Source organism: Prevotella sp. tf2-5 (assembly GCF_900115435.1).
Lineage (GTDB): Bacteria > Bacteroidota > Bacteroidia > Bacteroidales > Bacteroidaceae > Prevotella.
This window is the reverse complement of sequence record NZ_FOWK01000004.1, coordinates 208050-233081: the sequence shown is the minus strand read 5'-3', so window position 1 is coordinate 233081 and position 25032 is coordinate 208050. Positions and strand designations below refer to the sequence as shown.

Sequence of the window (25032 nt, the reverse complement as noted above, 5' to 3'; positions counted from 1 at the left end):
ATAGGGGCTTTTTCTTTTTCTGATGCCTTACCTTTGCAACCGCAAACAAGTTGCAAAAGTAACATTATTTATTAACCCGAGTGAAGTGAGTGACGGAAGTCTCATGAGTGAAAAGGTACCAATTTCAATACTTCTTCCTCACAAAACTCCAAAAAAAATGGAAACAATTAAAAGAGATTGTCAGAGTCAAGTAACGCTGGAGGGAATGATAACCTACGGCTTGTCAGAGAATGGTTTGCACACGGCAGACTTCCAGTGCTGTGAGGATGTCGTGATGAAGGCGTTCAGCGGACTGTGTAAGGTGCAGGTGATGAGGGACGGTAATGTGTATATCACAGAGTCTCCGAAGCGGATCCGTAATAAGCCTTTATTCCGTGATGATAACAGCTCGCTGTCTTTGGGACAGAACGGACAATATTATTTCGTGTTTACAATGCCTCAGGAACAGCTCTGTGAACTGCCTCAGAAGTTGGTGCGTCAGGCGAGTGCGATTGCTGAGAAAGTGTTGAGGGAGGTGATGTGATGTAAAGTTTAAAGTTTAGAGTTTAAAGTTAAAGTCTAAAGTTATGAGTGTACATCTTATTGAGATAAGGGATGGGGTGAAGTATATGCGCCCCGTCCTCAACAGAGAGGAATATCTGAGGCTGAGAGACAGCAAGGAACAACAGGACATACTGAAAGCGGTACGTGAAAGTGACGAGCGTCAGAAGAAACGGCTGATACAGATGAACTACTCGTGTCTGCCTAACGAGGACGGTACGCTGAAGGAGGCTACCCGAATCACGACGACCATCGGTATGGATATCGACCACGTTCCTGCAGAGGAGTTGGAAGCCGTCAAGGGGCGTATCCTTGAGAAGAAAGAAGAACTGGGACTGCTGATGCTGGAACTGAGTGCGCGTGGGGCTGGTTATCATCTGGTTTTCAGGCGGAGAGCGGAACTGAGCCAGGAGGAGAACCTGGTGTGGGCGAGTGATCTGTTAGGCGTGGAGTATGACAAGGGTGCGAAAGACATCACCCGTGTGTTTTTTACTACGACTGCCAGTAAGGAGAATCTGTTGTTTCTCTCTGATGAGATTTTCGAGTGTAAGGAGGAACAGAGGTCTGATCATGTAAAAATGAGGAAAAACAAAGAAGTGGAGTCTGATGATAAAAAGACGGATATTAATCCTGTAAAGGTCGAGAGTCCTGATGACCGTATCTGGTTCATCGCCAAGGGGGTGATGAGGGAGAAGAACCTGAAGGAGTGTGACTTCCTGACTGACGGCAGCCGGCATACGGCGGTGAAGATATTCCTGAGCGGAGCTACGCAGTTGTTGACGAAGGAGGAGATTAACGGAATCCTGACGGAGCTGATGCCTGAACACTGGGCTGACAAGAACATCCAGCAGTTAGTGGATGACTTTTATGAGGATTACACGAATCCTAGTCAGAAGCTCTATAAGTACCAGGAGCATTTGTTTACCCAGAGCCAGCGGTTAGGTGATGGGGAAGAGGAGTCGGAAGCGGGTGCGGACGAGGATGCTTCTTCGGGAGGCTCGCAACTGTCGCTCAAGAAGATGCCACAGGGCGTGAGGGACTCCATTGAGGCTGTCGGTCCCACGATGGCAATGCCTGTCATGACAGCCATCTGTCCGTGTATCGGTACTCTGGCGACTGGTGTGGTGCTGGATGTGCACGGACAGAAGAAGGGGCTGAACCTGATTGCCTATATCGCAGGAGATTTCGCCAGCGGGAAAGGTGGCATCGATCCTGTCATTGATGCCTGGATGAGTGAGATGACGGCACTGGACAGGATGTACCAGCAACAGGAGGATGAGTGGAGAGTCAGGAAACGGGCGGCAAAGAATAAGAAAGAACAGCCTGAGGAACCGAAACTGCCTGTGCGTTATCTGACACTGAACAATACTGTGGCTAACCTGGCTGAGCGTCTGGCGAATACGGAGGGAAAGCATGCCTTCTCTTTTACGCCTGAGGCTGACACTGTGGCACAGAAATGGAAGTCGGCCATGAGTGATTTCTCCGTGATGCTGCGTCAGAGCTATGACGGCACACGCTACGACCGTGAGGCTCGTAGTGCCGACGCGGTGAATGTCCATATAGAGCGTCTGCTGTGGAATGTGACGATGTGCGGCACTCCTGATGCGCTGTATCGTGTCGTCAGCAACTACACCGATGGCTTTCAGAGTCGTGTCGCTGTCGCACGGACTCCTGACAATACTTTCGCACCTTTGGAGGAGAAACCTTATGTCCTGACTCCCCAACAGACGGAGCGCATCCGTCAGATAGCTCACCTCTTACCTTTGATGCAGGGTGAGGTGGTGCTGCCGAAACTGGAGCAGCATGGTCGTAAATGGGTGGAGGACATCCGTCTGCTGACGATGAAGAATGACGATAAGGTGATGGCTCGTCAGCGTTTCCGTGTCTGTGTGACGGCACAACGGATGACCTGTTGCCTGATGCTCTGCAAAGTGTGTGAGACTCTCATCCAGAAACATGGGGTGAATGGGGCTGAGACGCTGCTAAAACAAAACCCAACTCTCTGGAAACAACTGTTGCTGAAAGCGCAAATACCAGCTCTGTTGGAAACTTACGACATCATTGCCAACTCTCTCTTGGAGAATGCGCTGTATTTCTTTCGTGACCGTATTGAGGACGCTTTCAACAGTCGTGACTATGCCGGCAACAACGAACGTCGTCGTATGGGTAGGAACGACTCTATCTATGAGCGTCTGGACATGCAGTTTACCATCGAGCAGGCTATGCAGCAAACTGTAGCTATCAAAGGTGCCAACGTGACACATAACAGTGTGCGGCAGATGCTGAAAAACTGGAAGAGACAGGGGCTGATCATGAATACGGAGACGGGAAGGTTCCAGAAGATGCAAGTGGGTGTGTCATGAAGGTCATTGGTCATGAAGGTCATGAAGGTTTTTATGATTAAGATTGAGAATAACATGAAATGTTTTGTGCGTCTATGGCGACTGCTGGAGCACACGAGACTGTATCTGGACGCACATTATAAGCGCTTCTGTGTACGTCATGTGCTGATCCTGTGGTTTCAAGGGGATGCTACCGACGACTTTATCTGGGAAGTGTGCAACAAGACTGTCGTTAATGAAGAGACTGTCTGCGGCTGGGACTTGTTGCCGCTGCCCTCGCTCTTTCCACGTCAGCATCGTGAACTGCTACGGGCTATCGTGGCGGTAAGGTTGGATATCGGGATGCGGAAGGTCGACCTGAAAGCGCTTGATGCAGCCTACAGCATCGTCTTCCCACATAGTACACCGATTAATGTCAGTAAGAAATAATGTAAAGTTTAAAGTTTAAAGTGTGAAGTTAAAGATATGAATACAGCAAGAGGAATGCGGAACAATAATCCGCTGAATATCGTACAGAGTTCCAGTTTCAAGTGGAACGGTGAGGTGATGGCAGAAGAGAAGATCTTCTGTGTGTTTGAAACGATGGGGCAGGGGTGTCGTGCTGCCCTGAAACTGCTCCGGACGTATTACGAGAAACATAAGTGTACCACCATCAGCAGGATTATCCGACGGTGGGCTCCAGAGACAGAGAATAACGTACAGGCGTATATCCGAAGTGTCTGCCGGATGACAGGCATCGGGGCTACGACTCCTTTGCCGCCGATGAAGGAGGAGAGTAAGGTGGTATGGTGTGACATCGTCCTCGCGATGGCGACGGTGGAATGCGGTCTGAATGCCAAAGACCGGGAGGAATTTGCTCCTTACATCGATATCGGGTGGAAGTTGCTGAATCCGTGAGTATAATATTTCACATTCTTCTTGCTTTTCTTGCAATTTTTTCCTAAATTTGCAGCAGTCTAAAACTATAAATCAAAATGTTATGAACGAGAAGTTTCCATACGGTTATGATCTGAATGCCTATATCGACAAGGCGTTCGAGCAGATGAAGGCTGACTTTCCCTGGGCAACGAGGGACATGATAGCGGAACACATCTGTTACGGTATCGAGAAAGTGGGGGATGACTATCAGTATGTCAGGTATTACTCGTTTTGTAGTCCAGAAATTCTCAATGTGGACAGTGAAGAGTTTATCCGTCGGCTGACCAAAGGACATGACTGGGAACTGGAAAAAGCCAATCCCGTGAAGGAATGCATCGATGTGCAAGCCTCTAACAGATGCAGCGGCGACTGGTTTCTGGAGTGCTATCAGATTCAGAAACATGAGAAGGGCGGCTATTCGGTTTATGTAACGGCTGGCAACCGCTCGGCAGGCGGGTCAAAGACGGTCTTTATTCCTGCCTCCTATTTCAAGCTGAGTTGGGAAGAGTTTCTGGATAAGTATCTCGATTTGGCTACCCCCGGCTCTTTTTACGTAGGCAGGGCCGATCTTGAGCGAGATCCTCGCATTAAAGAGTTCCTGGGCTTCTCAAAATAGCTATGTTTACATAGATACCTACAAGTGGACTGACGACAACAAGCTTGAACTCATCAAGACCCGTAAAGGAGCATTCTTTGGTGACGATACTATCTACAAGATCGACAGTCTGAAGCAAGAAAAATCTGAGTATAAACATTAATCGATACGATCATTATGAAGAAACTAAACCAAAGGGTTGCGCTATCAAACAGAATAATTGGCTTCTCTTTCTTTTGGACGGCAATCATAACTCATATTTAGAGTTATATGCGTGTATTTTGCTTCCAAATTCGATAAAAATGCGAATTTGGAGATAAAATTCTATAAAATAGAATGATTTTAGGCAAAAACAGTACAAAGCTAATATTTTTTTTATTATATTTGCACCAAAATTACTCAGTATGACATTACAAAAGTGGATTGAAGATAGAGCTATTCATGGTTTTCCTACGTTTTCTGTTGAGGATGTAAGGGCTGCTGACTTGTGCTCTTCAGAACAGATTCTTCAAAATGAACTTTCCAGACTTAGTTCAAACAAGACTATAGCCAGTGTATATAGAGGGTATTACGTTATTATTCCCACTCAATATGTGTTGCGTGGATCTGTGCCAGCAACCTATTATATTGATCAGTTAATGTCGTATCTGCAAAAGCCTTACTATGTCTGTATGCTTAGCGCAGCAGAGCTACTTGGCGCTGCTCATCAACGTCCCCAGCAATTCTCTGTAATGACGACTTTTCCTAAGCGTAGGACAGTCTCTACTCGTAATGTAACCATTGATTGGTATTATCGGGATGGACTGCCAGGGGAAGCTCTGATTACAAAGAATACTGAAACGGGAACTATCCGTATATCAAATCCTCTTCAAACCGCCGCTGACCTTGTGCAGTATCAGCAACATGTGGGTGGATTGTCGCGAGTCGCCACCATACTTGAAGAGCTTTCAGAGCAGATTGATATTAAAAAGCAATTTGCACCGCTTGCAACTTATGTGAAAAAGGTTGTATGGCAACGACTTGGCTATATACTTGAAAATGTTGTCGGGGAAAAGAAGTTAGCAGATAAATTGTATGAACTACTTCGTGCATCATCGGGTTATTTCAAATATCAACCTTTAAGTACATCGGCAGAAGATAATCCATCAAATAGAGACAGCCGATGGAAGATAAACGTAAACGTAGAAATAGAAACAGACGATATATGATTAACAGAACAGCAATACAACAGTGGAGCGAACATGCTCCCTGGATAGATAATGCCCAGATAGAGCAAGATCTGATTATATGTCGTGCCTTGGTTTCTATCTTTAGTGATGAGTTCCTTGCATCGCAGTTAGCATTCCGAGGAGGAACAGCCTTGCATAAGCTCTATCTCTCGCAGGATGATCAGCTCAATGCCTTCTCTGCCGTAGGCACATCGCGGTCGCCGCTTGTGGCTGCCTACCAGCTGTTGCGACAGGCAGAACCGTTGATTCTTGAGCGACAGGGCACGAAAGATATGGATGCTGTGCTGCTCGACAACGAACAGCGAGAGGCTGAGATCGTCACTGCTGATGGTTTCCGCTTCACTATCAGGCATAGTTATTCGCTGGGTTGTGAACCAGGTGCAAAGGGGGCGGAATGGCCAGAGACGGCTTGCATCATCCTAAGACTGGGTAAAGAGGATTATCTGGTGATAGGCAGTGGGGTGGTGGTTACCTTTCAGCAGCGCATCGGGTTGGCGAAATGCGAGGAGGTGGAGATCGTTGATGGCAAACAGCGCATCATCCGTCATCTGAATGGCGACCAGACGCATCAAGGTCGTCATGTGCGCATACCCGTAGGAGCATTCCAGATTCAACATTTCAAATTATACAGATACTGATGAGAAAGAACTTGCTTATTTTCCTGCTACTCTGCCTTCTGACAATGGGAGCGCAGGCACAACTGAAACCTCGTGTGGTGATCTTGACTGACATCGGACAACCGGATCTTGAACCTGATGATACGGAGTCGTTGGTGCATCTGCTTTGCTATGCCGACCAACTGGAGATTGAGGGTATCATCACCTCGACGGGCTGGAACTGCGACCCTTATCCCACGAAGAGCGCTGCCTATCGTGATTCGGTGGTAGAGGCTTACGGGGCGGATGTGCATAACCTGATGAAACGATCTGACCAAATGGCTTTTCTCAGCTTAGAGAAAGAGAATGGTTGTCAGGAGATGGGCTACTGGCCAAGTGTGGAGTACATTCGTAACCGGAGTGTGATGGGTAGTCAACGGGCTGGCATCAAGGTGATTGGCAGCGACAACGACAGCGAGGGTAGCGAACTGATTATCCGTCTGGCTGACGAGAAGGATGAGCGCCCCATCTGGGTTTGTGCGTGGGGTGGTGCCAACACATTGGCTCAGGCGATCTGGAAGGTGAAGCAGACGCGCACGCCCGAACAGCTGAAGGCGTTTCTGCATAAGCTCCGTCTATACACCATCACTGATCAGGATATGGTGTATGCAATGCGCATGGATCTGGCATACAGCTCTCATCAGTGGATGCGCAGGGAGTTCGCCAGAGATCTTCTGTTTGTGTGGGATGAAGGCACATGGCAGTTGCAATGCAGTCTCGGACAGGATTACTGGCAGCTGATCAGAACGCAGATTCAGGGACATGCCACTTTGGGCAGACAGTATCCTGATTATAAATATGGTGTGGAGGGTGATACACCTTCGTTTCTGAACGTAATTCCCAATGGTCTGCATAATCCTGAAGAACCGATGCAGGTGGGTTGGGGCGGTTATCATATTTGGACAATGACCAAGGACTCGACAACCTGTGCGTGGACCAGTTGGCAGGAGTCTGTGAAGAGCATCTCGGAAACGTATTACAGACAGTTCTATCCTTCACAACTTAACGACTTCATCGCCCGCGTCGAATGGGCTGAGAAGGGACAGGGTAACCGCAATCCGGTAGCTGTCGTCAATGGTGAGAACGGAACTGATGCTATCGTTATCATGGCAAAGGCTGGGCAGACCATCAGTCTCGACGCTTCTGCGTCATTCGACCCCGATGGTGATGAACTCACCTTCAAATGGTGGCAACAGGATGGTATCAGTCAGGCAAAGGCAACTGTCAGCAATGCCACTTCTTCGACAGTTAAAGTGGACATGCCAACAACTTTTGCAAACGATGAGATTCACATCATCTGCGAGGTACACGACCAAAGCAAGTACGCCTTGCCCGCTTATCGCAGAGTCATCATCAAACCGACAGAATGACGAATTTGAAAAAGGTGCAGGTAATGACAAATTGATATAACGTTGTCTAATATCACTTTCCCACGCAGAATCTACTTTCCGACGCAGAATGTAAAATCTGCATATATAAGTCGTTGATAATCAGTGTATATGCCTCCAATTGCAGGGGATAGATACTATGCCGAGGGACGGAGGAGGGACGTAAAATATACAAAAATCTGCAAATGAAGCTGCCGTCAAAAATAAAATATACAAACATCTGCAAAGATGTTTTTCCAGTTCTTTGTATATTTTTGTAATCTGGCGAAAAATCGAAGCATTTTCTATCTCAAAATTGGGTTGTTAAAAAGTGTTGGCACTATTTTTGTTTATTTATGGCAAAAATCGAATCTGTCCCTCGGGGGACTTTTGTCCCTCCGTGTCCCTCTTGGCTCTTATTCTGTTCCTTCTGAGCAGGAAATATATATTATAGCCGGAAGATAAAAGGTTTAGTTTAGGTTATGGATATTTAATATGGGGATAAACTAAACTGCACTATATTCAAACTTATCTGCCCCTTTCTCTTTCTTTTTTGGACGGCACACAAATCAAATGTTACGCGGAATCGTGAAACTCATAATAACATTCTACAGAGCATCATGTAGATAACAATTAACCCCTTATCTACATGATGCTCTATTCTTTACTCTGTTGTATATTCAAACCAATCAAAATCTGCATATCCGGCTTCACCCTGGGCAAACAAGCCAAGCATCACGCCTGTGAACCCGCCTATCACCTCGGTTGAAAGATAGCGGAAGTCCATCTTGGCGAGTGTAGCGAACGATTTGCCATCGGTAGAAACTTGCATGTAGTAATAGTCCTTGTCGGAACTGATGCGTATGTAAGCCTGAGCGTCTTTCAGTTCAACGGGTCGGCCGGCATGACTGAGTGCTCCCACACGGATGTTCGACTGGGCAAATAGTTTTCCGTTCTTTCGTTCCACAATCACATCATAATGATTCAGGGGGGCTGCATAGGCCGTGATTCCTGCCTGAGAGCCTTCTGCCAGATGGGATGCGTCGATGAGCGTGGTGGCGCTGAAACATAGCTCAGTCTGACGTCTTGCCACGAAAGTGGGCGATGTAGCTGCATCGAGAGGCGTAGAAGTAGGATGCAGACGCAACCAACCCTTTCGTTCAGTGAGTGAGTAGCGCGAATAATCGGGATTGCCGATGCTCATCCATCCCCAGGGCAATCCGATGATGCTGTAGCTGTCGGCAGGCACATCGTGCTTGACGTAATTGAACTCTTCGCGAACAGGGTCAAGGGGCATTGGGACTTCAGGCAAGGTGTTGCATTTCATGTCGATGGCGATAGTTCCATTGCCATTGACCACTGGCCATGCATCCTTGTCCCAACGTACAGGTGCAAGCATAGTCTCGCGTCCCATCACATGCAGGAGGTAACCGCTGGTGCGATACCCCAGACATATCATCCACCATGAGGAGTCGGGCGCTTGTATGAGGTCTGCATGTCCGAGTCCTTGAATATTGCTGTTCTGCATCTTCATGCTGAAATGCGTGAGAATGGGGTTGGCAGGATTCGGCTCATAGGGACCGAACAGAGAGCGGCTACGCAAGATGTTGACATGGTGACCATGTTCCGTGCCCCCTTCAGCAAGCATCATATAGTAGTAATCGTCTTTCTTGTATATGTGTGGTCCTTCAGGATAGCGTCCACCGAGACCCGTTCCCAAGTGATGGACATCGCCTGTACGCTTGCCTGTATAAACGTCAATCTCGCAGATGTTGATTTCACCCGGCTTGATTCCTGGGCGTGTTTCGTCTGCTGCTGCTTTCCATAGGAAATAGCACTTCCCTTCGTCCCAGAAGAGGGTAGGGTCGCAACTGCCGAGGGCAAAGTCAATGAATATGGGGTCGGACCATTCTTTAGATGGGTCATCTGTCCATACGTAGAAATGGCGACGTGATGGGAAGATGGTAGTCACCATGTAATAGCGGCCCTCGTGGTAGCGGATGGTTGGGGCATAGATGCCCGCGTTGGTCCAACCTAGTTCCGGCTGGTTCTGTGTGTAAAGCCCCGAGAGGTCAAGCTGCGACTTGCGCGAGAGGCAATTGCTTACCTGTTCCCAGTGTATCAAGTCCTTGCTGTGGAAGACAGGTACGCCTGGGAAATACTGGAACGTGCTATTGACAAGGTAGAAGTCCTTTCCGTTTGTACACACACTTGGGTCGGCATGAAAGCCGGGAAGCACAGGGTTGCGGTAGCCTTGAGCCTGAATGTTCAGAGACGCTATAACAGCGATAGAGATTATGAATAATAGTTTTTTCATAATTGTTTATTCTTTGCCGTGATAGGATGGATGTTCATTATCCGGATTAACAACTAACTTCTCAACGACGATTTCCGGGTCTATCATAACAACTTTAATGGTATGATTGCCTTCTGTAGGTATGTCGAGGTCGATGCTGAGCCATCGAAGGTTGTCAAACACCTCGCTGCGCATACGTTGACGGGTACCAGACAGATAGATGTCGCTTGCAGGTCGAGGAAGTGGTTTCAGCACCTTCGAACGTGCTATATTCTCTTTTGTATATTCGTTGAAGGTGTCCACATATCCTTGTCGTGCATCAATGGTCTGCATCTCGCCATCATCGACGCGAATGCCAATACGGAGCCCGCGGGACGGGTTTATGTCGTTGGTAGGCAAGATTCCCAGAGCCAGCTTCTGTTTGCCAGATCGTGAGAAGTTGATGTCATATTCCAATATTGGACCATCTCCCAGAGGACGGCTTTTTGCCGTAACGGGTTCAATGCCCATATTGCCCTTGCCGCGTCCCAGTCCTGGCAGAAACACCCAGCGGGCATCCTCTGTGGCTGTTCTGCGTGTGTAGTCGTGTGCCATGATGGCTGTTTCGCTGGCGGTTGTGCCCGTTTTGCCCGATGGGTTGGCCACCTGAGGCAGGGTATTTTCGCTTGGCATCGACCACATGCGGTAGCCAATGTGCTTGTCAAGCATCATGCCATCCCACTTGCCGTCTGCAATCACCTTGTTATATTTGTCGGTCATCTGCTTGTCACGCTCAAAAAGTGTCTGCATTGTAATCGAATCACCCAAGGTCGCTGCCAGATAGATCTTCGCCACTCCAGCACTTGCCACTGCCGGGTATTCTACCAATTGATAGAAGGCATCCTGCATTTCCGCAGGCATCTTCTTGCTGAGTGAAAGGGTGCGTTTCTCCAGTTCATCCCATCGGTTGAACATACGTTGTGCCTCACCAGTCTCAACGCTATAGATACCTACACGCTGTACCTCTGGCTTCCGCTCCAGATTCATTTTCGAATACTCCGTAACGATGTCGGCAATTTCTTTTGCATATTCACCGCCAAAGAAACTTCGTGCCCAGTCCACCATGTACTGGTCAATCTTGTCGGCAGGATAATCGTCAGGATTCCAGGCATAATGCATGATGAAGTCGATAGGCATTTCCTTTGGTTTAAGGTCACCTACATTGATAATCCAGATACGGTCAATGCCCGTCTGGTATGCCAGATTCAGTTGCTCGCGAATCTTGGCTGCAGTTGTTGTGTTTACCCATCGATCATTCCAAGGACCACCATTCATATCTATGTGGTAATACATGCCCATGCCTCCTTTGCGTGTCTGTTCCTTCTCTGGTCCTGTGCGACGGATGTATCCCCAGTTGTTGTCGCAGAAAAGTAAGGTAACATCATCTGGCACGGTGAAGCCGGCATCGTAATAACGTTGTACCTCGGTGAAAATGGCCCACAATTGCGGAACCTCACTGGCTGGTTTCTTATACACATGTTCAATAATCTCGCGCTGACCATCCACCACATCTTTCAGCGTCTTCATATTGTCCTCATCATCACCATTGCCCATAGCTACATCGCCGTCACCACGCATACCGATGGTTATCAGATTGTCGTATGCCTTATTGCGCTCAAGACCCTCTTCAAAGAACCTGTCAAGATTGGCCTTGTTTGTCGCATAATCCCACGCACCTATACTGTCCTTACGATATACATACTCCTTGTGGGCACGCATCATCGGCTCATGATGGCTGGTTCCCATGACGATGCCCATATCATCAGCCAACAGAGGCGAGAGAGGGTCATCTTCGTTGAAACGGCTGTCCCACATGGCGGGCCAGAAGTAGTTGGCTTTCAGACGGAGCATGAGTTCAAAGATACGAGCGTATGCTTTAGAGTTGATACCACCAAACTGGTTCTTGCACCACGTGCCGAACGAAGGCCACTCGTCGTTGATGAATATGCCTCGGTATTTCACTTTAGGTTCACCATCCGTATAGATGCCGCTTTTAGCAAAGAGCTGATCATGTTTCTGGATGGGTGCATCAGCCATCCAGTACCAGGGGGAGACTCCAATCTGTCTTGACAGTTCATAGATGCCATAGATGGTGCCACGCTTGTCAGAACCCAGTATGACGAGCTTGCCCTTGTCCGTAAAAATCAAATATTGTTCCCATTTGCCCTGTAGCTCTTTTGACTGTAGTTTGTACTTCTTGACCAGTTTGCTTTTTCCTACAGTGCCCACTACTACAGGCGCATTTACACTGCCGGTGACAGCTTTGAGGTCGTGACGCAGATTCTCTACAGCCATCCTTACCCCCTTCCAGTCGAGAGGGTCGTATGTGATGGTGTCCGATGTTCTTGTTAGCTCAATATCGGATTGTGAGTGCCGCTTAAAGGTTACAAAATCTGTAGCATATGCTATATTTGTACATGCTGCCATTAAAAGTAAGATGATAATTGTTCTTGTCTTCATATTTGATTATTCAGCCTTTTGATGTTGGAAAGTTTCTTATTTTTATATATATAGCAAGAGCGTCTTGCTGATTGCCTCTATATGCTCTGGTCTTACCCCACAATCTTTTGCTGTATCAGGCCAGGATGCTACTGTGGAGAGAACTTCCTCTATGATATGATTGGCATCGCGTATGCCGATGTTCTGTGCCACAGCCAACAAGTCCTCCCGAGCAAAGTCATCAGTCTTGCTATTGAGTGAAAGCTGGTGACGGCTTGTCCATCTGCCTGCAGGATTGTATGAATAGCATAAGTCATAAGCTGGGGCAAACGACCATTTTCCAGCCTTATCCATCAGGAAGGAGAAATTCTTGGTGTGGTCATCGTGGTTGCGTGCAATGACGTTGAACACCATGCGGCGATACAACTGCTCGAAGTCTTTGTAGTTCAGTCCCAGTCGTCGTAATACGCCAAATAGTTCCTCGTATGAATGGCGCACGTCTCTGTCTAGATGGGCAATACCAGCCGCTGTCTGCATATGGATTTTCTCACCTGTTGATGTTCGGTCAAAGCGGCGCGTCATGAAGTGGTTGCAGTCACCTTCAGGCAATAGACGACACTCCGACATGCTGATGCCGCAGGCAGTAGCCATCTTGTAGTAGGCATATTCTATGTTTCCGATGCCTTGCGGATTATCGGTTATCTCATTATGCTCGCTATAAGTGCCTCCGTCGAACTTCAACAGCCAATATGAAAATCCTTCTGGTGCAGGAACCTGGCCAGAACGTACTTCTCCTGTTTCTTCTTTGTAGGCAATAATTGCCTTTGGTTTCGCGCCGCCTGCAGACGTTCCCACTTTAAGGATGTCGAGAATCGACTTGTCGTTCTGGTGAATGAGTTCCTGAAACCTGCTTCGTTCTTTGAAGATTGAATCAGATAATGCCATCAGTTCGCGTATATAGATTTCTGTCGATTCGTTTACACCTTCCACATTGGCAGCGGGTACAAACTCCAAAGCACCCATAGCCCGTTTTCCAACGTAGCACAGACGGTCGAGCGGAGTAATCATACCCTCCGTTTTACCTTGTTGCGCGAACCATTCCGTGATAAGTTGGCTACCAAACTTATCGGGAAGGGCATCAGCTATCAAACCAGGAAGACCGTTGAAACACTTTGTTCTAGCATTGGTGGGGAACGAGACGATGCCTCTGGTTCTTGCCAATGGCATCATTAGTGGGGCGATATCTAAGCCTGACCTGCGGAAGCGGTCGTCAAACTGGAAATCCGCATAGCCTCTTTCATCATCCCACGACATGGCTCCCACAAGGTTGCCCCACAGGTATATCTGTATTACTGGTATTTCTCCCATTGTTTAATCCTTCTTTGTTCTTACGCGTTTTACCTGCTTGCCCTGCATCTTCAACAGTTCCATTGGCGATGGCTTCTGCTCTGGTACAAGCAAGTCTAGGTTTTCAAGCAATCCAAGCGTTCTCATGACACTGATTAGTAATGAGAGCGAAACAGACTGCCCGCTTTCTATCTTGGCGATGGTACTTACTCCAACGCCTGACTCCGCAGCCAGTTCCTGCTGTTTAAGACCACTTGATATACGAGAAGCTTTTAGCCTCGTCCCAAGCTTGTTCAATATAGCTGTATCACTAAGTTCTGTCCACATATTATCAAAGTCTTATGTATTTCGGTTGCAAAGATAAAAATAAAAATTGTAAATGCAAAGATAAAGACTAAAAACATTGCAAAATAATTGCAAAAACAACGATTAAACCTTGTTTTTGTTTGGTTGACTCCATCGTTTGGGGCATTTTTTACGATTACGGACAAGTCTGTACTTGTGAGCAAGGATAATAAAAAAAGGAATGTGTTATAATCTATTTACCCACGCACTCGGTTTTCATAATTGATAATCAGTGCTTTAGCCTTTAAAAAGTAGGAAACTCGAAATACGCTTTCTATACGCTTTTCAAAAGGCCACTTTTAACGTATTTAACGTTCTTTATGGACGTTAGGGGCGTTATTGCTCGTTTCATGCTGCAAAAGTACGAATTATTTTGGATATACGAGCTATATAAGCCAGGAGTTTGGCTATAAAGATGCAGGAAAAAGAATGAGTTTATTGTATATTAATGTTAAATACGGAAAGAAAATTCTATGATTATTCCCATATTCGGGAATTTCTTTATAATTTTGCCGCAAAATAGAATTGGATTATGCAAATTATCTTTGATGATAAGGATTTGGAAGAGCTAATCACGACGGGGCGCAACAGCAAGTACAAGAAATATACTCGCAATCAAAAGTTTATGAAGGCTCTCGCCACTGCATATAACTATTTGCGTTTATCTGAACGTGCCAGTGACCTCCGTGCTATCTCTTTCCTCCACTATGAACAACTTACAGGAACCAATGGTAAAAGTTCCATTCGAGTTGTTAATGGAATGGTAGAGCGCATACTTTTCCGCGAGTTTGACGGCGGCATTAGAATAATAGTTTTAAGTTTAGATGATACTCACTATGGCAACAAGAAATGAAAACCCTGCACCTTTTATGGCAGTTCATCCAGGAATGATGATTAAGCCAGAACTTGACGAGCGTGGTATTAGCCAGAAAGAATTTGCCAAGATACTTGGCACACAGCCTTCACATCTGAGCGAAGTGCTTAATGGAAAACGTGCTCTCACAACAGAATTGGCTGTGAAGATTGAGAATGCTATCGGACTTCCAGCAAAAATCCTGCTGTCAGCCCAGACACAATATGAACTGGAGTCGACTGTTGAAGACAACCAGCATGAAACCGTGGCTCTCACCATTCCCGTCCGCGACCGTAACCTTCTACAAGAGTTAGTTCGTAAGTTCGGTTGGGCCTGCGTGTTCTAAGTTATTCTTGTGTTAAATTTTGAACTTTTTCGCAGCTACGCAAAAAGATTTCGTTCTTAATTTGTATCTTTGCAGCCGATTTTAAGAATCCTATACAGTATGAACGCGATAGCAAACATAACGACACAAGCTTTTGTTCGGGGTCAGCGACGCTTCGAACCGACATGTTATGTGCAGCATCCATTTGGTACACCATGCACATACGGTATAGGATTACCACGTCATCAAGAACATAGTTTTATCTTCCGGGCATCATAGGTTGCCGTCAGAGAGAATTGTAATAGAGTGATAGTTGGGACATCCTTACCGAGGGAGATTCCAACTATTTTTGTTTTATCACCTAATGAAGAAATAAACTATGCCTGCAAATAAGAATGCCTTGATAAGGTACAAGACGATAGACAACTGTTTGAGAAACAGATACAGAAGATGGACGCTTGATGACCTCGTAGATGCTTGCTGCGAGGCACTGTACGACATGGAAGGTATCACCAAAGGTGTATGCACTAGAACAGTACAGATGGATATACAGATTATGAGGTCTGACAAGTTGGGTTACAATGCGCCTATAGAGGTGTACGACAGAATCTACTATAGATATGCCGACCCCAGCTACTCCATCACTGAGATGCCCTTGTCAGATGATGACTGCAAACTGATAAAGGAGGCCATCACGCTTCTTGGGAACAAGGAGAATGCTGACACGGCCAGAACTCGGAAAGTCCTGAAGAAAGTTGAGAACAGGCTGATGGCCATTCTGAACTTCGTATAACAAAGAGACTCCTTCTTAGGTTTTGATGCCAAAGAAGGAGCCTTTTTGTCTGGATAGCGAGACTCGAACTCACTCCGCATGGTCCCAAACCACGAATGCTACCATTAAACACCACATCCAGAAATCAGAGCTTCAAGCAGGATTCGAACCTGCGACCTGCTCATTACAAGTGAGCTGCACTACCTCTGTGCTATTGAAGCGTTTTGTAGTCGGTACGAGGATCGAACTCGTGTGGACAGATTGAAAATCTGTAATCCTGACCTGTTAGATGAACCGACCAAGCAGCGAGAGCCATCAAACTTGTTTGAATGGCCGAGTCGTGAGGGAGGAAGAGCAAAGCTCAACCGACCATCTCAGGGAGTTTGACAGGATTCGAACCTGCGTTGACAAGTGCCACAAACTTGCGCCTAAGCCTCTCGGCCACAAACTCCATATAAACTGCTCCAGATGGACTCGAACCACCACCTCCAGAACCGGAATCTGGTATGCTACCATTACACCATGGTGCAGTATATCGTCGCCCCAGAAGGAGTCGAACCTTCGCTAACAGAGCCAAAACCTGTTGTGCTACCGTTATACTATAGGGCATTATCAGTGGAACCTCGTGGAGTCGAACCACGTTCTGAGGATTTTCAGTCCTCCGCATACACCAAGTCTGCCAAAGTTCCCAATATCGTTGCCTTAGATGGGTTCGAACCACCACTTCCAGATTCAGAATCTGACGTGCTAACCGTTACACCATAAAGCATTGATGGTGACTCGTGAGAGATTCGAACTCCCGACCCCGACGTTCGTAGCGTCGTACTCTAATCCAACTGAGCTAACGAGCCTTGTTTCATCTTTCTGGGTGCAAAGGTATAATAGGCAGATGAAACCTTTTTTCGTAGCAGAAAAAAGTTTGATTTATTTTGTATTTTTCGGATTTTATTGCTACTTTTGCACCCGATAAGCATCAAGAGGGCTTCAATGCACACCAACCGAGCTTACGTTATGCCACGGTGGTAAGATGATGTGAGTTAAGTGAGTATTAACTAAAATAATAACGACATGCAATACAAACGAATTGTTCTTAACGAGCCGCACGCCTCTATTGAAGGCCTGTACGACAACCAACTGAGTTTCTGGAACATTGATGAGCACTTCATCAATGACATTGTCCTTAAGTGGACGGATTGGCACACTGATTTCCTGTTTCATGGGTATAGGAGTAACAATGTGAGAACCGTAAGATTCCCTTATTCCCGATTTATCGTCGATGCTGAGAGATTATGGAATGATCCTTTGGAACAACAAGGTCAGGGAATTGTTTACAAACAGTTCGATGGGTACACACGTACTGTACCTGAAGAGAACGAGGTGCAACTGCTTGGTTTATGGCACTGGCATCAACAACGACTTCGGGATAATCTCTGTGAAGGTGCTCTGCTCCTTGACTGTCACTCTTTTCCCAGTGAAATGAGCGACGTAGATATCTGTATAGGCTTCAATGAAGATTGGTCGAAGCCCCATAAAGAAACCGTTGAATTAGCCGTCAGTATCTTTGAAGACAATGGCTACAAGGTGGGAATCAATGAACCCTATAGCAATTCTGAGACTCCTGACTGCCCGTTTTCCTACCAGTCTATGATGCTGGAGGTAAACAAAAGAACCTATATGGAAGATGGCTCTTTGCGCCTAATAGGAACAAACAACCATAAAAGAGACGTAAGAGACATAATGAATACCATTCTATCTGAATTGGAAATGTAGATAGGTAAAAGAAGAGCAATTTACACCAATTGTTAAATTGCTCTTCTTAAATCATGCACTAAAGGAAATTACTATTCTTTCAAGTGCTTCTGATAAGCATCTAAGATTGCTGATGATGCCATATCGCCAATAAGGAACTCTGGTTCACCAACATCTTTTAGGAGTGATTCTAGATTCTCCCTTTCTCCTGTATGAATCCAATAATTACGAATCCACAGACCAAGTGAAAAGTGAAATTCAACCATATCTTCTGCATCTCTGATTGCTTTCTTTTCGCCTTCACTCAATCTCTTGTCGAGCCTTTTGAAAGCCTCTGCTGCTGTTTTGGGACATCTTGCCATAATAATACCTTTTATTTCACGATTTCTTTATAAGTTCTGATTGCATCCTGAATGATGTCATAGTGATCAAAAGCCAGATGTGGCAAGTCCGATATTGTCCACCACTCAGCCTTGGCAGCATCATCCTGCCCAGTGACAGCAATAGGTTCATCAACGATAGCGAGGTAAGCAACCGTGACAGTCCTTCCTCTTGGGTCACGGTCAACTTTTGAATAGGCTCCTATCTGCTGAATATTCGATATCTGAAGCCCAGTTTCTTCCTTCAGTTCCCTGATAGCACATTGCTCCGTTGTCTCGTCCATATTCATGAAACCTCCTGGGAAAGCCCAACCTCCTTTAAAAGGTTCTCTTCCCCTCCGTATAAGCAGTACCTTCGGCTCAGATTCTCTCGTTATTACAATGCAGTCAGCAGTAACTGCAGGTCTTGGATATTTATATGTATATGCCATAATTATTCCGCTTTCTCTGTTATGATACGTTGGAAGTTTGTTCGAATATATTTCTCGAAGCGAGATTTAACATATTCCACTCCCTTTCGCTTCCCATTAAACCATATACTGCGTTTACCGACGTTCTTTCCGTTCTTGTTCTGTATCGACTCTTCTATGAATTCCTTCGATGACATGATCCACATAGTACCGTTTTCTCCAATTCTTTCTGAATAGAAAACAAACCAATAGTTTGGCCGGTATTCATGTTCAATTGCAGCAAAAAGTGCTGCATCGCCTTCTTTTACAGCCTTTGATCGGGCTTTTATCTGAATCTCAACGAATGAGCCGTCGGGACGACGCACAACTGCATCGATACCTTTATCATCTACTACTGGGAGATAGACATCAAGGCCTTCTTTGAGCATTTGTCCAATAAGGAAATGCTCTATTCGTTTTCCAAATGATGCTAAGTTTGTGAAAGAATGATTATCCATGTTAGTTCTTTTATTCCACTGTGTCTGAACTATCGTAAAACTCCATTGCTGCAAGAGCTTCGTCATCATTACTGAAGCCTGAATCCTCTTCGAAGATTTCTTCTACGTCCTCTTCGATTTCTCTATTCTCCAGTTGCTCGAGCTCCACTTTCTGTTTCTCTGGGGTGAATGAGCCAATCTTTCCAGTTTTTATACGATGTCTCATAATTACTATTTAAGTATTCTTTTTCTTATTTCTAGATTAATCCCATCCTTCTTCATCGTTATTCTCCATATAGCGGCTCATACCGTTATCATCCATATCATCCTCAGAGGCGGGGTCAAAGCCGCGCATATTGTCCGGCTTGTGGGGCGGACGGCCTTTCCCGTGTGACGGTGGAGGTGGCGGCACGCCTGGGGGCATACCATCAGGTGGCGGTGAGCGATGGCCATCAAAACTACCACTATCTGGCGTTGGAGGTGGCATGTCAGGACGCATGGAGTCCAAAACAGCAATACTATCCTCATAACTAAAATTATCAGCACTAGGACTCTTCCCGCTGGTACATGAAACCATGAATAGCAGTGCAATGACGATGTAACTATATGTAAGTTTTCTCATTCTTGAAACCGTATTATCACTTCATTTTTCATCTTTGGTCAACAAATCTATTGCTGCCCCTTCATCACCATATCCAGCAAGGAATCCACCATCAATGTATCTTCTATAGAAGCGAAGTACCACTCTTTTCATATCGGAAGGCAGATAATTCATAGCTTGTATCTGCATATCTATCGATATACCCCAAATTGCTTCGGCAATACTACCGACAATCGATCCGAGGGTATCAGCATCAGCGCCAAGACTAACAGCCTTTCTAACAGCATCCTCAAATGAGGTACTTTCGCCAATTATCCAAAGTGCAACAGGCACAGTTCCCTGGCATGTTTCATCGAACCGATTGATCACGTCAGCCATCTCGATCTCAATATCATAGTTGGATATGGCGGTGCATCTACTCAATATATAATCGATATCTTTTTCACCAAGCACATTGCGCCCCTGATGTAGTTCCCTCGCTGTATAAATTGCCATCGCAACTGTCTTTGCTCCCTTTATCCCTTCTGGATGATTATGGGAACAGGCAGCTGTTGCCTCGGCAGCTTTAAGCATCTGATATTCATCCTTATAGCAGTATGCCACAGGACTAACTCTCATTGCTGCCCCATTACCTAGGCTGTTATATGGCTGGGGATTAACACTCCGAACCCAATGTGCAAACCGGCCACCATAGCCTCCCATCGGATGTGGATAGCGGTTACACCAATCATGAATGCTTTCTCCGAAGTCACGGCCTTGAAGCAGCGCATCGGCAACAGCCACCGTACAGATGGTGTCATCCGTGAAGTCATTCTTATCTGAAAGCCATTCAAAATGGTAATCATTCGTGGGTTTAAACTCCCAAAGACTGCCAACGATATCACCAATGATTGCTCCTAACATATATAAAATCTTATTCAAATGTTATTCTTCCAGCCTTAATCTGACTATAGATATCAGCCTCCATATTTCCAATACGTAGTCTTCCTGCCAGTTCCTCAGTTCCTTTTCCTGTATCGTCGTTTGTATGAACTAATACGGCTGGGATGTCTCTACCGGCTTTCTTATACAGGAAACTGTCTTGCTCGTATAACTCAGACAACTCATATATGTTGCTCCGGAAGGAATCCTCCTCATTCAGGTTGACGGTTAGGAAACTATTCTCACGCGCGACCTCTTTATCTTTTTCAGCGAACCAACCTGTTATCTTTGTTACACCATACCCTAATTCACGAAGCCTTCTCTGAAGTTTTCTGTTATTGTCATCGTTAGTCTTCCTGCTTTTTCCCCCACGCCATGCTGTAAGGATGGCACAATCACGAGTGTTAAACCAAGTTTCAGCTCTTTTCACGCTACAGGCATCAGTTCGTGGTATGAGATTCCCATCATCATCAAGAGTGTTTTCTGAATTACAGAAAGCACCAAGATCCTCATACGATTCAATCTCCTCTGCTGGCAAATGAATGTTTATCTGGTCAGGAACGAATGAATCATCTTCTCCATCGAAACCAATACTACCATCTTCATCAGGCTGCTCATAATAGTCTAAATTACCGTCGCTATCAAACTCTGCATTTGCTAAGAATCCTTCCGTCTCATAGTAAAAGAACATACTCACCATACTGGCCACGTCCAAACAGAAATACTTTTGGTATGGATCAATGTCCTCCTGCTTAAAGTCATAGAACCTGTTCTTTACTTCGTTATAGAATAATGTGAAGGGGAATAAGCTCGGTGTCATCTCGCTAACTTGTATGACAGCCGAGCCGTCTGAGATATAAATGACAGTCCCTGAAATGTGGGCATTCTCTTCAAACATGCCCAATTGGTCATCGACAAATGCATAGAACTCGTCAACATTCTTACCGGATTCTTTAGGGCTCTGTGGCGTCCATGTGAATGGTGATCCCAATTTGATGTCTTCTACCATATCCAAGTTGTTTTAGAGTTTATATGTGTGCAAAGTTACGAAAAATCTGCTGAATAACATGTTGTTTGAGCATAAATCCGCATCAATGTACCATTATTCTTTTGGTATACGTATAAGTACAAGCCAACTTCGGACGTTTTTATGTAATTTTGCACCATCAAAGTTAAACATTAAAGTATAAGTAATATGGCAGAGTATAAAATTGAATGCGAACAGTTTCTTGGTTTCTCTCATAGTGGTTCTGTGACTACCAGTGGAGAAAGTACTATTGAACTCTCTGACGAAGAGGTGGCCACATTGGTACAGCTGATTCGTGAGAAAGGAACTACTGATGTTGGTGAACTCGGCTTGGAGACATCTCATCCAGAGCTTTATGCGAAACTCGATGAAGCCTACCACGACATGGCCCGCCATGCCGAGTATATGCATTGGTTGTGGGAAGGTTTTGATAACGGCTACTACGAGTATGATGAAGAAGAACTGATGGACTACTGTGAGCGCGAATGCGGTTTCAACTTCGAATTCATAGAGGAGGACTATCTTGATGAGAACGGCGAAATTGACGAGGAGAGCAAGGAATATGCCAAGTCTGCAGCCTTCCATGACTGGCTTGATGACTACGTGAGGAGCCTGAGTGACGACGATGCTGCAGAGTTCATGCGCGACCATATGGATGCTGAAGTTGACGTTGATGAAGTAGAATATGCTGTCAACGTCCCTGAGGACATCATCAAGAAGGCCAAGGAACAGGACTAATATGCAGACGATATGATTGCAGACCTTAACAATATGCCCCACATGTTTTGGGAGTGCAACAGGTTGTACTTCAACCACAAGTTGCCTACCCCAAAATTTGACGTAATGCATACCTATCGTAAGCTGGGAAAGTTTGCATATCGCTGGGGTGAAAAGAAAAAGCCCTTCAAGAAGCGTTTCATGGTGATTCTTATGTCCGACTACTTCGACTTCGACGAAGAGACGTTCAGGAACATCATGGTTCATGAGATGATTCACTATCATCTATATCTTAACGATCCCGATGATCGTTCGGTTTTCCGTCGTTGTCTTCGGTTCTTCAGTTTCAAGGACTACAGTCATGGCCCTAAATTCATGGTGATGGCTCAGAAGTTGAACGAGCAATATGGGCTGAACATCACTATGACCTACGATGTTTCGCCCCTCCCATTAGCGCCCAATGCTCCACGCTAATCATTGTGACGTTAGAGAGGGTATTGTTTGTTATACCTATAAATGGAAGGACAATCCCAATAATAGTTCGTATCTTTGCACCATCAAACAATAAATGTTAGTATATGGCAAACTTTTTAGAGATTAAGATTCCTGTAAAAAAAGATGAGGGTTGGAATAAATGGGCAAAAGAGATGCGGTCAAAGATCAGGGCTGCAGGAATTCCTGTCAGATGGCAGATGTTCCATTACCATATGACCATATTGTTCCTTGACGATGATAACTGTGTAAAGGATCTAAACCAAGAATTTGAACAGTGTATGTCAGTATTCTACTCTCTTCCAATAACCATCGATAAACTGGATGCCTTCACCACAGGTGATGGTGCCAGCCATATCATTTACCTAACATCTTCTCAGGTTCCGTCTCAGATCCTTACTATTGCAGATGATGCCAGGACGCTGGCTGATAGTCTGAATGCGAACTACGACAAACGTCCATTTAAGCCCCATGTCACTTTGGGGAGGGTATCTGCTGACAAGGTTTCACTGGAGCAATTGCAATCCGTCCTTCACAGGATAAATCAACCGATGTTCAACTGTATTCTCAACGAGGCAGAACATCGCTATTTCAGGGGTGATAAAATTAAAACATGGAAGCTTAAATATGGATATCATTGAAATAACAGAATCAAATTATCGGGAGTATAAGTCTCTCAATATCGTGGCTTTCTCCTTTGCGTATGAAGGGGCAATGGGTGAAATGGGGGCAATCTACATCATTTGTCACGATGGGCAGATATATCATGCGAACTATTGTCAGGGAGACGACCCTCTTGATCCAAGCCATATCAATGATATCATCCCCGTTCTTAAGGATATCTCGTGGCGTATGTTCGATTGTCTGTCAAACAATCCCGATTGGAAGCCCGTCGACCTGTTCGCTGGGAATAATCTTCTTGTGGCTAATGAAATCTATGATGCTTTTATGAAGAAGGTTCAAGAAGCGAACTTAGAACACCCCAGCAGATTATTCCAACGATGGCCAGGCTTTATGTTAGGTCTGATTGGAAAAGAGCCCGACAGCCTTACCATGAAGGATATATGGAGACTTAGAAGGACTCAGAACGAGTGGTCCACGAGGCCGATCACCATGCTGCCAAAAAGGCCGAAAAAGCAGAATAGTAACCTGTTATACGTATACATTTCCGGCCTTATCAAGAAACTATTCGTATCTTTGCATCGTAAAAATTAATAATTGTTTAAATAATAATAGTATAAGATGAAAAAAGAACAGAACCTCCCAAGACCAACTGTTGAGCAGTTGAATGAGTACGACCAACTGAGTGCCAAACTGAGCGACTCTCAGCTTCAGGGTGCCGCTTATGACGAAGTCATCAACAAACTGAACGACCTCATCTCTTCCTACAACTGGGACAACTACGAGTTCGTCGACCCTGTCACTGGCAAGAAGGGCGTCAAGAACGCTGCTGGACAGATTCTCGTTCCTGCAGATTTTGAAGAATTCACATTCTTGGGCGACCATCACGTATTCAACTTGCCCCATCTCGCTGCCAAGAAAGACGGCAAATATGGCGTTGTGGCAGCCGACGGTACTGGCAATGTCCTTGCAGATTTTCGTTTCGACGTTCTCATTTGGTGTCCCTACACTGCCATGTATCAGGCTTGTTGGGATGGTGTGAAGGGTAAGTTTGGATTTGTCACCAAGTACGGAAAGGTGTTCATCCCCAACATACTGACCCAGTTCTACGAACCATGGAACGACTTCATCCTCCTCGAAGCTGATGGAAAATTTGGTGCTCTCGATGCCAGAACATTCCATTTCGTGCTGCCTGAGTATGACCAGATTGATTGGGACCCCGACGAAGATGTGGTTTTCCACAAAGACGGTGTCGAGGGCTATGTCATCGAGGACACTGGCGAGTTCGTCCCCAAAGACCAGTTCGAGGAGGATGAGAAATATGATGGCGCTTACGTCTACAACACCGTCATCAACGAATAATGTAAATAATATTTAAACAAGCAAATCTGTCAAGACAAACATTAAGAGACCGTAACCAGCATGTCATTGGTTACATCGATGTAGAATTCAGTGGACGCCAGTGTCTGCGTGACAGTAACAACCACGTCCTTGGCTATTACGAGCCAGGGCGCAATCAAACCCTCGATTCCAATTACCATGTCATTGGTAATGGAAACATCCTCACAACTCTCC

At 45.6% G+C, this 25032-nt stretch carries 27 protein-coding genes, 8 tRNA genes, 1 pseudogene and 1 riboswitch; of the genes and pseudogenes, 17 read left to right on the top strand and 19 right to left on the bottom strand.

The genetic code is table 11. The annotated features are described in order from the left end of the window. Window positions 1-157: 157 nt before the first annotated feature. The 8 genes from BM257_RS06280 (at window position 158) to BM257_RS06245 (ending at window position 7650) form a co-directional block, all read left to right on the top strand. Entirely contained in the window at window positions 158-523 is a 366-nt protein-coding gene (locus BM257_RS06280) for a hypothetical protein (RefSeq protein WP_143096781.1), read from the top strand. Window positions 524-566: 43 nt separating this feature from the next. Further along, the gene (locus tag BM257_RS06275) at window positions 567-2903 is read left to right on the top strand and encodes a DUF3987 domain-containing protein (RefSeq protein WP_255405588.1); all 2337 of its coding nucleotides are present in this window, start codon (window positions 567-569) and stop codon (window positions 2901-2903) included. A gap of 33 nt (window positions 2904-2936) precedes the next feature. Then, the gene (locus BM257_RS06270; RefSeq protein ID WP_092069965.1) at window positions 2937-3311 is read left to right on the top strand and encodes a hypothetical protein; all 375 of its coding nucleotides are present in this window, start codon (window positions 2937-2939) and stop codon (window positions 3309-3311) included. A 36-nt stretch (window positions 3312-3347) separates the two neighbouring features. Beyond that, window positions 3348-3779, top strand: coding sequence for a structural protein P5 (locus BM257_RS06265; RefSeq protein ID WP_143096780.1), 432 nt, complete (start codon window positions 3348-3350; stop codon window positions 3777-3779). A gap of 82 nt (window positions 3780-3861) precedes the next feature. Continuing rightward, window positions 3862-4416, top strand: coding sequence for a hypothetical protein (locus BM257_RS06260; RefSeq protein WP_092069832.1), 555 nt, complete (start codon window positions 3862-3864; stop codon window positions 4414-4416). 383 nt (window positions 4417-4799) lie between these two features. Continuing rightward, the gene (locus BM257_RS06255; protein WP_092069829.1) at window positions 4800-5603 is read left to right on the top strand and encodes a type IV toxin-antitoxin system AbiEi family antitoxin domain-containing protein; all 804 of its coding nucleotides are present in this window, start codon (window positions 4800-4802) and stop codon (window positions 5601-5603) included. Continuing rightward, on the top strand, window positions 5600-6262 hold the full coding sequence (locus tag BM257_RS14775) for a DUF5597 domain-containing protein (RefSeq protein WP_177216036.1): 663 nt from the start codon (window positions 5600-5602) through the stop codon (window positions 6260-6262). The genes BM257_RS06255 and BM257_RS14775 overlap by 4 nt, the downstream gene beginning before the upstream one ends. Beyond that, the gene (locus tag BM257_RS06245; protein WP_092069826.1) at window positions 6262-7650 is read left to right on the top strand and encodes a DUF1593 domain-containing protein; all 1389 of its coding nucleotides are present in this window, start codon (window positions 6262-6264) and stop codon (window positions 7648-7650) included. Before BM257_RS14775 ends, BM257_RS06245 begins: the two co-directional genes overlap by 1 nt. A gap of 661 nt (window positions 7651-8311) precedes the next feature. On the opposite strand, the gene BM257_RS06240 is transcribed toward BM257_RS06245, so the two are convergent. The 4 genes from BM257_RS06240 to BM257_RS06225 are packed head-to-tail and all read right to left on the bottom strand — an operon-like array spanning window position 8312 to window position 14095. Next, entirely contained in the window at window positions 8312-9964 is a 1653-nt protein-coding gene (locus tag BM257_RS06240) for a glycoside hydrolase family 43 protein (protein WP_092069822.1), read from the bottom strand. Between the two features lie 6 nt (window positions 9965-9970). Then, a complete protein-coding gene (locus BM257_RS06235; RefSeq protein WP_255405587.1) occupies window positions 9971-12442 on the bottom strand; it encodes a glycosyl hydrolase 115 family protein in 2472 nt (823 codons plus the stop codon). 42 nt (window positions 12443-12484) lie between these two features. Next, the gene (locus BM257_RS06230; protein ID WP_092069817.1) at window positions 12485-13789 is read right to left on the bottom strand and encodes a type II toxin-antitoxin system HipA family toxin; all 1305 of its coding nucleotides are present in this window, start codon (window positions 13787-13789) and stop codon (window positions 12485-12487) included. A gap of 3 nt (window positions 13790-13792) precedes the next feature. Next, window positions 13793-14095, bottom strand: coding sequence for a helix-turn-helix domain-containing protein (locus tag BM257_RS06225; protein ID WP_092069815.1), 303 nt, complete (start codon window positions 14093-14095; stop codon window positions 13793-13795). 550 nt (window positions 14096-14645) lie between these two features. Here BM257_RS06225 and BM257_RS06220 point away from each other — a divergent pair. The 3 genes and pseudogenes from BM257_RS06220 to BM257_RS06210 all read left to right on the top strand — a co-directional run. After that, entirely contained in the window at window positions 14646-14966 is a 321-nt protein-coding gene (locus BM257_RS06220) for a hypothetical protein (protein WP_092069812.1), read from the top strand. Continuing rightward, window positions 14950-15312, top strand: a complete 363-nt coding sequence (locus BM257_RS06215; protein ID WP_177216035.1) for a HigA family addiction module antitoxin — start codon at window positions 14950-14952, stop codon at window positions 15310-15312. Before BM257_RS06220 ends, BM257_RS06215 begins: the two co-directional genes overlap by 17 nt. A gap of 358 nt (window positions 15313-15670) precedes the next feature. Beyond that, a pseudogene (locus tag BM257_RS06210) lies at window positions 15671-15994 on the top strand (hypothetical protein); the annotation flags it as partial. 138 nt (window positions 15995-16132) lie between these two features. Here the strand turns inward: BM257_RS06210 and BM257_RS14770 are convergent. The 8 genes from BM257_RS14770 to BM257_RS06180 all read right to left on the bottom strand — a co-directional run bounded on the left by BM257_RS14770 (window position 16133) and on the right by BM257_RS06180 (window position 16914). Further along, window positions 16133-16205: transfer RNA gene (locus BM257_RS14770), tRNA-Pro, on the bottom strand. A 7-nt stretch (window positions 16206-16212) separates the two neighbouring features. Continuing rightward, window positions 16213-16284: transfer RNA gene (locus BM257_RS06205), tRNA-Thr, on the bottom strand. 157 nt (window positions 16285-16441) lie between these two features. Then, window positions 16442-16514, bottom strand: a tRNA-His gene (locus tag BM257_RS14765). A gap of 7 nt (window positions 16515-16521) precedes the next feature. Continuing rightward, window positions 16522-16594, bottom strand: a tRNA-Arg gene (locus tag BM257_RS06200). A 7-nt stretch (window positions 16595-16601) separates the two neighbouring features. Beyond that, a tRNA-Gln gene (locus BM257_RS06195) sits at window positions 16602-16672 on the bottom strand. A 7-nt stretch (window positions 16673-16679) separates the two neighbouring features. Continuing rightward, a tRNA-Phe gene (locus BM257_RS06190) sits at window positions 16680-16752 on the bottom strand. Window positions 16753-16760: 8 nt separating this feature from the next. Then, window positions 16761-16832 (bottom strand) — tRNA-Gln (locus tag BM257_RS06185). Between the two features lie 4 nt (window positions 16833-16836). Continuing rightward, window positions 16837-16914, bottom strand: a tRNA-Arg gene (locus tag BM257_RS06180). A 114-nt stretch (window positions 16915-17028) separates the two neighbouring features. Beyond that, window positions 17029-17133: riboswitch (SAM-I-IV-variant riboswitch) on the top strand. Here BM257_RS06180 and BM257_RS06175 point away from each other — a divergent pair. After that, complete coding sequence (locus tag BM257_RS06175; protein ID WP_092069804.1) at window positions 17132-17833, top strand: N-formylglutamate amidohydrolase; 702 nt, start codon at window positions 17132-17134, stop codon at window positions 17831-17833. (Overlaps the previous riboswitch by 2 nt.) A 71-nt stretch (window positions 17834-17904) precedes the next feature. Here the strand turns inward: BM257_RS06175 and BM257_RS06170 are convergent, their stop codons facing one another. Genes BM257_RS06170 through BM257_RS06140 form a run of 7 tightly spaced genes read right to left on the bottom strand, consistent with a single transcriptional unit; the run spans window position 17905 to window position 21609 of the window. After that, window positions 17905-18174: a DUF6794 domain-containing protein gene (locus BM257_RS06170; RefSeq protein ID WP_092069801.1), complete on the bottom strand. Its 270-nt coding sequence runs from the start codon at window positions 18172-18174 to the stop codon at window positions 17905-17907. Window positions 18175-18185: 11 nt separating this feature from the next. Then, window positions 18186-18623, bottom strand: coding sequence for an NUDIX domain-containing protein (locus BM257_RS06165; RefSeq protein ID WP_092069798.1), 438 nt, complete (start codon window positions 18621-18623; stop codon window positions 18186-18188). Between the two features lie 2 nt (window positions 18624-18625). After that, window positions 18626-19099 carry a hypothetical protein gene (locus tag BM257_RS06160; protein WP_092069795.1) on the bottom strand — a complete coding sequence of 158 codons (474 nt, stop codon included), beginning with the start codon at window positions 19097-19099 and terminating at the stop codon, window positions 18626-18628. Between the two features lie 10 nt (window positions 19100-19109). Beyond that, window positions 19110-19304: a hypothetical protein gene (locus BM257_RS06155; protein WP_092069792.1), complete on the bottom strand. Its 195-nt coding sequence runs from the start codon at window positions 19302-19304 to the stop codon at window positions 19110-19112. A 36-nt stretch (window positions 19305-19340) separates the two neighbouring features. Continuing rightward, complete coding sequence (locus BM257_RS06150; protein ID WP_143096779.1) at window positions 19341-19700, bottom strand: hypothetical protein; 360 nt, start codon at window positions 19698-19700, stop codon at window positions 19341-19343. A 21-nt stretch (window positions 19701-19721) separates the two neighbouring features. Then, the gene (locus tag BM257_RS06145; RefSeq protein WP_369821305.1) at window positions 19722-20600 is read right to left on the bottom strand and encodes an ADP-ribosylglycohydrolase family protein; all 879 of its coding nucleotides are present in this window, start codon (window positions 20598-20600) and stop codon (window positions 19722-19724) included. Beyond that, window positions 20593-21609: a hypothetical protein gene (locus tag BM257_RS06140; RefSeq protein ID WP_092069784.1), complete on the bottom strand. Its 1017-nt coding sequence runs from the start codon at window positions 21607-21609 to the stop codon at window positions 20593-20595. The genes BM257_RS06145 and BM257_RS06140 overlap by 8 nt, the downstream gene beginning before the upstream one ends. Window positions 21610-21795: 186 nt before the next feature. Here BM257_RS06140 and BM257_RS06135 point away from each other — a divergent pair, with 186 nt between their 5' ends. The 5 genes from BM257_RS06135 (at window position 21796) to BM257_RS06115 (ending at window position 24819) form a co-directional block, all read left to right on the top strand. Continuing rightward, window positions 21796-22365, top strand: a complete 570-nt coding sequence (locus tag BM257_RS06135; RefSeq protein ID WP_092069781.1) for a hypothetical protein — start codon at window positions 21796-21798, stop codon at window positions 22363-22365. Between the two features lie 12 nt (window positions 22366-22377). Then, window positions 22378-22818, top strand: a complete 441-nt coding sequence (locus BM257_RS06130; protein WP_092069778.1) for a SprT-like domain-containing protein — start codon at window positions 22378-22380, stop codon at window positions 22816-22818. Window positions 22819-22922: 104 nt separating this feature from the next. Continuing rightward, window positions 22923-23477 carry a 2'-5' RNA ligase family protein gene (locus tag BM257_RS06125; protein ID WP_092069775.1) on the top strand — a complete coding sequence of 185 codons (555 nt, stop codon included), beginning with the start codon at window positions 22923-22925 and terminating at the stop codon, window positions 23475-23477. Then, window positions 23464-24051: a hypothetical protein gene (locus BM257_RS06120; protein WP_092069771.1), complete on the top strand. Its 588-nt coding sequence runs from the start codon at window positions 23464-23466 to the stop codon at window positions 24049-24051. The genes BM257_RS06125 and BM257_RS06120 overlap by 14 nt, the downstream gene beginning before the upstream one ends. Window positions 24052-24078: 27 nt before the next feature. Further along, window positions 24079-24819: a hypothetical protein gene (locus BM257_RS06115; protein ID WP_092069769.1), complete on the top strand. Its 741-nt coding sequence runs from the start codon at window positions 24079-24081 to the stop codon at window positions 24817-24819. The last annotated feature ends 213 nt before the right edge of the window (window positions 24820-25032 follow it).

What these genes read in the sequence shown, in the direction of transcription:
- BM257_RS06280 (WP_143096781.1), top strand. Translation starts at nt 158, where the DNA reads ATGGAAACAATTAAAAGAGATTGTCAGAGTCAAGTAACGCTGGAGGGA.
- BM257_RS06275 (WP_255405588.1), top strand. Translation starts at nt 567, where the DNA reads ATGAGTGTACATCTTATTGAGATAAGGGATGGGGTGAAGTATATGCGC.
- BM257_RS06270 (WP_092069965.1), top strand. Translation starts at nt 2,937, where the DNA reads ATGATTAAGATTGAGAATAACATGAAATGTTTTGTGCGTCTATGGCGA.
- BM257_RS06265 (WP_143096780.1), top strand. Translation starts at nt 3,348, where the DNA reads ATGAATACAGCAAGAGGAATGCGGAACAATAATCCGCTGAATATCGTA.
- BM257_RS06260 (WP_092069832.1), top strand. Translation starts at nt 3,862, where the DNA reads ATGAACGAGAAGTTTCCATACGGTTATGATCTGAATGCCTATATCGAC.
- BM257_RS06255 (WP_092069829.1), top strand. Translation starts at nt 4,800, where the DNA reads ATGACATTACAAAAGTGGATTGAAGATAGAGCTATTCATGGTTTTCCT.
- BM257_RS14775 (WP_177216036.1), top strand. Translation starts at nt 5,600, where the DNA reads ATGATTAACAGAACAGCAATACAACAGTGGAGCGAACATGCTCCCTGG.
- BM257_RS06245 (WP_092069826.1), top strand. Translation starts at nt 6,262, where the DNA reads ATGAGAAAGAACTTGCTTATTTTCCTGCTACTCTGCCTTCTGACAATG.
- BM257_RS06240 (WP_092069822.1), bottom strand. Translation starts at nt 9,964, where the DNA reads ATGAAAAAACTATTATTCATAATCTCTATCGCTGTTATAGCGTCTCTG.
- BM257_RS06235 (WP_255405587.1), bottom strand. Translation starts at nt 12,442, where the DNA reads ATGAAGACAAGAACAATTATCATCTTACTTTTAATGGCAGCATGTACA.
- BM257_RS06230 (WP_092069817.1), bottom strand. Translation starts at nt 13,789, where the DNA reads ATGGGAGAAATACCAGTAATACAGATATACCTGTGGGGCAACCTTGTG.
- BM257_RS06225 (WP_092069815.1), bottom strand. Translation starts at nt 14,095, where the DNA reads ATGTGGACAGAACTTAGTGATACAGCTATATTGAACAAGCTTGGGACG.
- BM257_RS06220 (WP_092069812.1), top strand. Translation starts at nt 14,646, where the DNA reads ATGCAAATTATCTTTGATGATAAGGATTTGGAAGAGCTAATCACGACG.
- BM257_RS06215 (WP_177216035.1), top strand. Translation starts at nt 14,950, where the DNA reads ATGGCAACAAGAAATGAAAACCCTGCACCTTTTATGGCAGTTCATCCA.
- BM257_RS06175 (WP_092069804.1), top strand. Translation starts at nt 17,132, where the DNA reads ATGCAATACAAACGAATTGTTCTTAACGAGCCGCACGCCTCTATTGAA.
- BM257_RS06170 (WP_092069801.1), bottom strand. Translation starts at nt 18,174, where the DNA reads ATGGCAAGATGTCCCAAAACAGCAGCAGAGGCTTTCAAAAGGCTCGAC.
- BM257_RS06165 (WP_092069798.1), bottom strand. Translation starts at nt 18,623, where the DNA reads ATGGCATATACATATAAATATCCAAGACCTGCAGTTACTGCTGACTGC.
- BM257_RS06160 (WP_092069795.1), bottom strand. Translation starts at nt 19,099, where the DNA reads ATGGATAATCATTCTTTCACAAACTTAGCATCATTTGGAAAACGAATA.
- BM257_RS06155 (WP_092069792.1), bottom strand. Translation starts at nt 19,304, where the DNA reads ATGAGACATCGTATAAAAACTGGAAAGATTGGCTCATTCACCCCAGAG.
- BM257_RS06150 (WP_143096779.1), bottom strand. Translation starts at nt 19,700, where the DNA reads ATGAGAAAACTTACATATAGTTACATCGTCATTGCACTGCTATTCATG.
- BM257_RS06140 (WP_092069784.1), bottom strand. Translation starts at nt 21,609, where the DNA reads ATGGTAGAAGACATCAAATTGGGATCACCATTCACATGGACGCCACAG.
- BM257_RS06135 (WP_092069781.1), top strand. Translation starts at nt 21,796, where the DNA reads ATGGCAGAGTATAAAATTGAATGCGAACAGTTTCTTGGTTTCTCTCAT.
- BM257_RS06130 (WP_092069778.1), top strand. Translation starts at nt 22,378, where the DNA reads ATGATTGCAGACCTTAACAATATGCCCCACATGTTTTGGGAGTGCAAC.
- BM257_RS06125 (WP_092069775.1), top strand. Translation starts at nt 22,923, where the DNA reads ATGGCAAACTTTTTAGAGATTAAGATTCCTGTAAAAAAAGATGAGGGT.
- BM257_RS06120 (WP_092069771.1), top strand. Translation starts at nt 23,464, where the DNA reads ATGGATATCATTGAAATAACAGAATCAAATTATCGGGAGTATAAGTCT.
- BM257_RS06115 (WP_092069769.1), top strand. Translation starts at nt 24,079, where the DNA reads ATGAAAAAAGAACAGAACCTCCCAAGACCAACTGTTGAGCAGTTGAAT.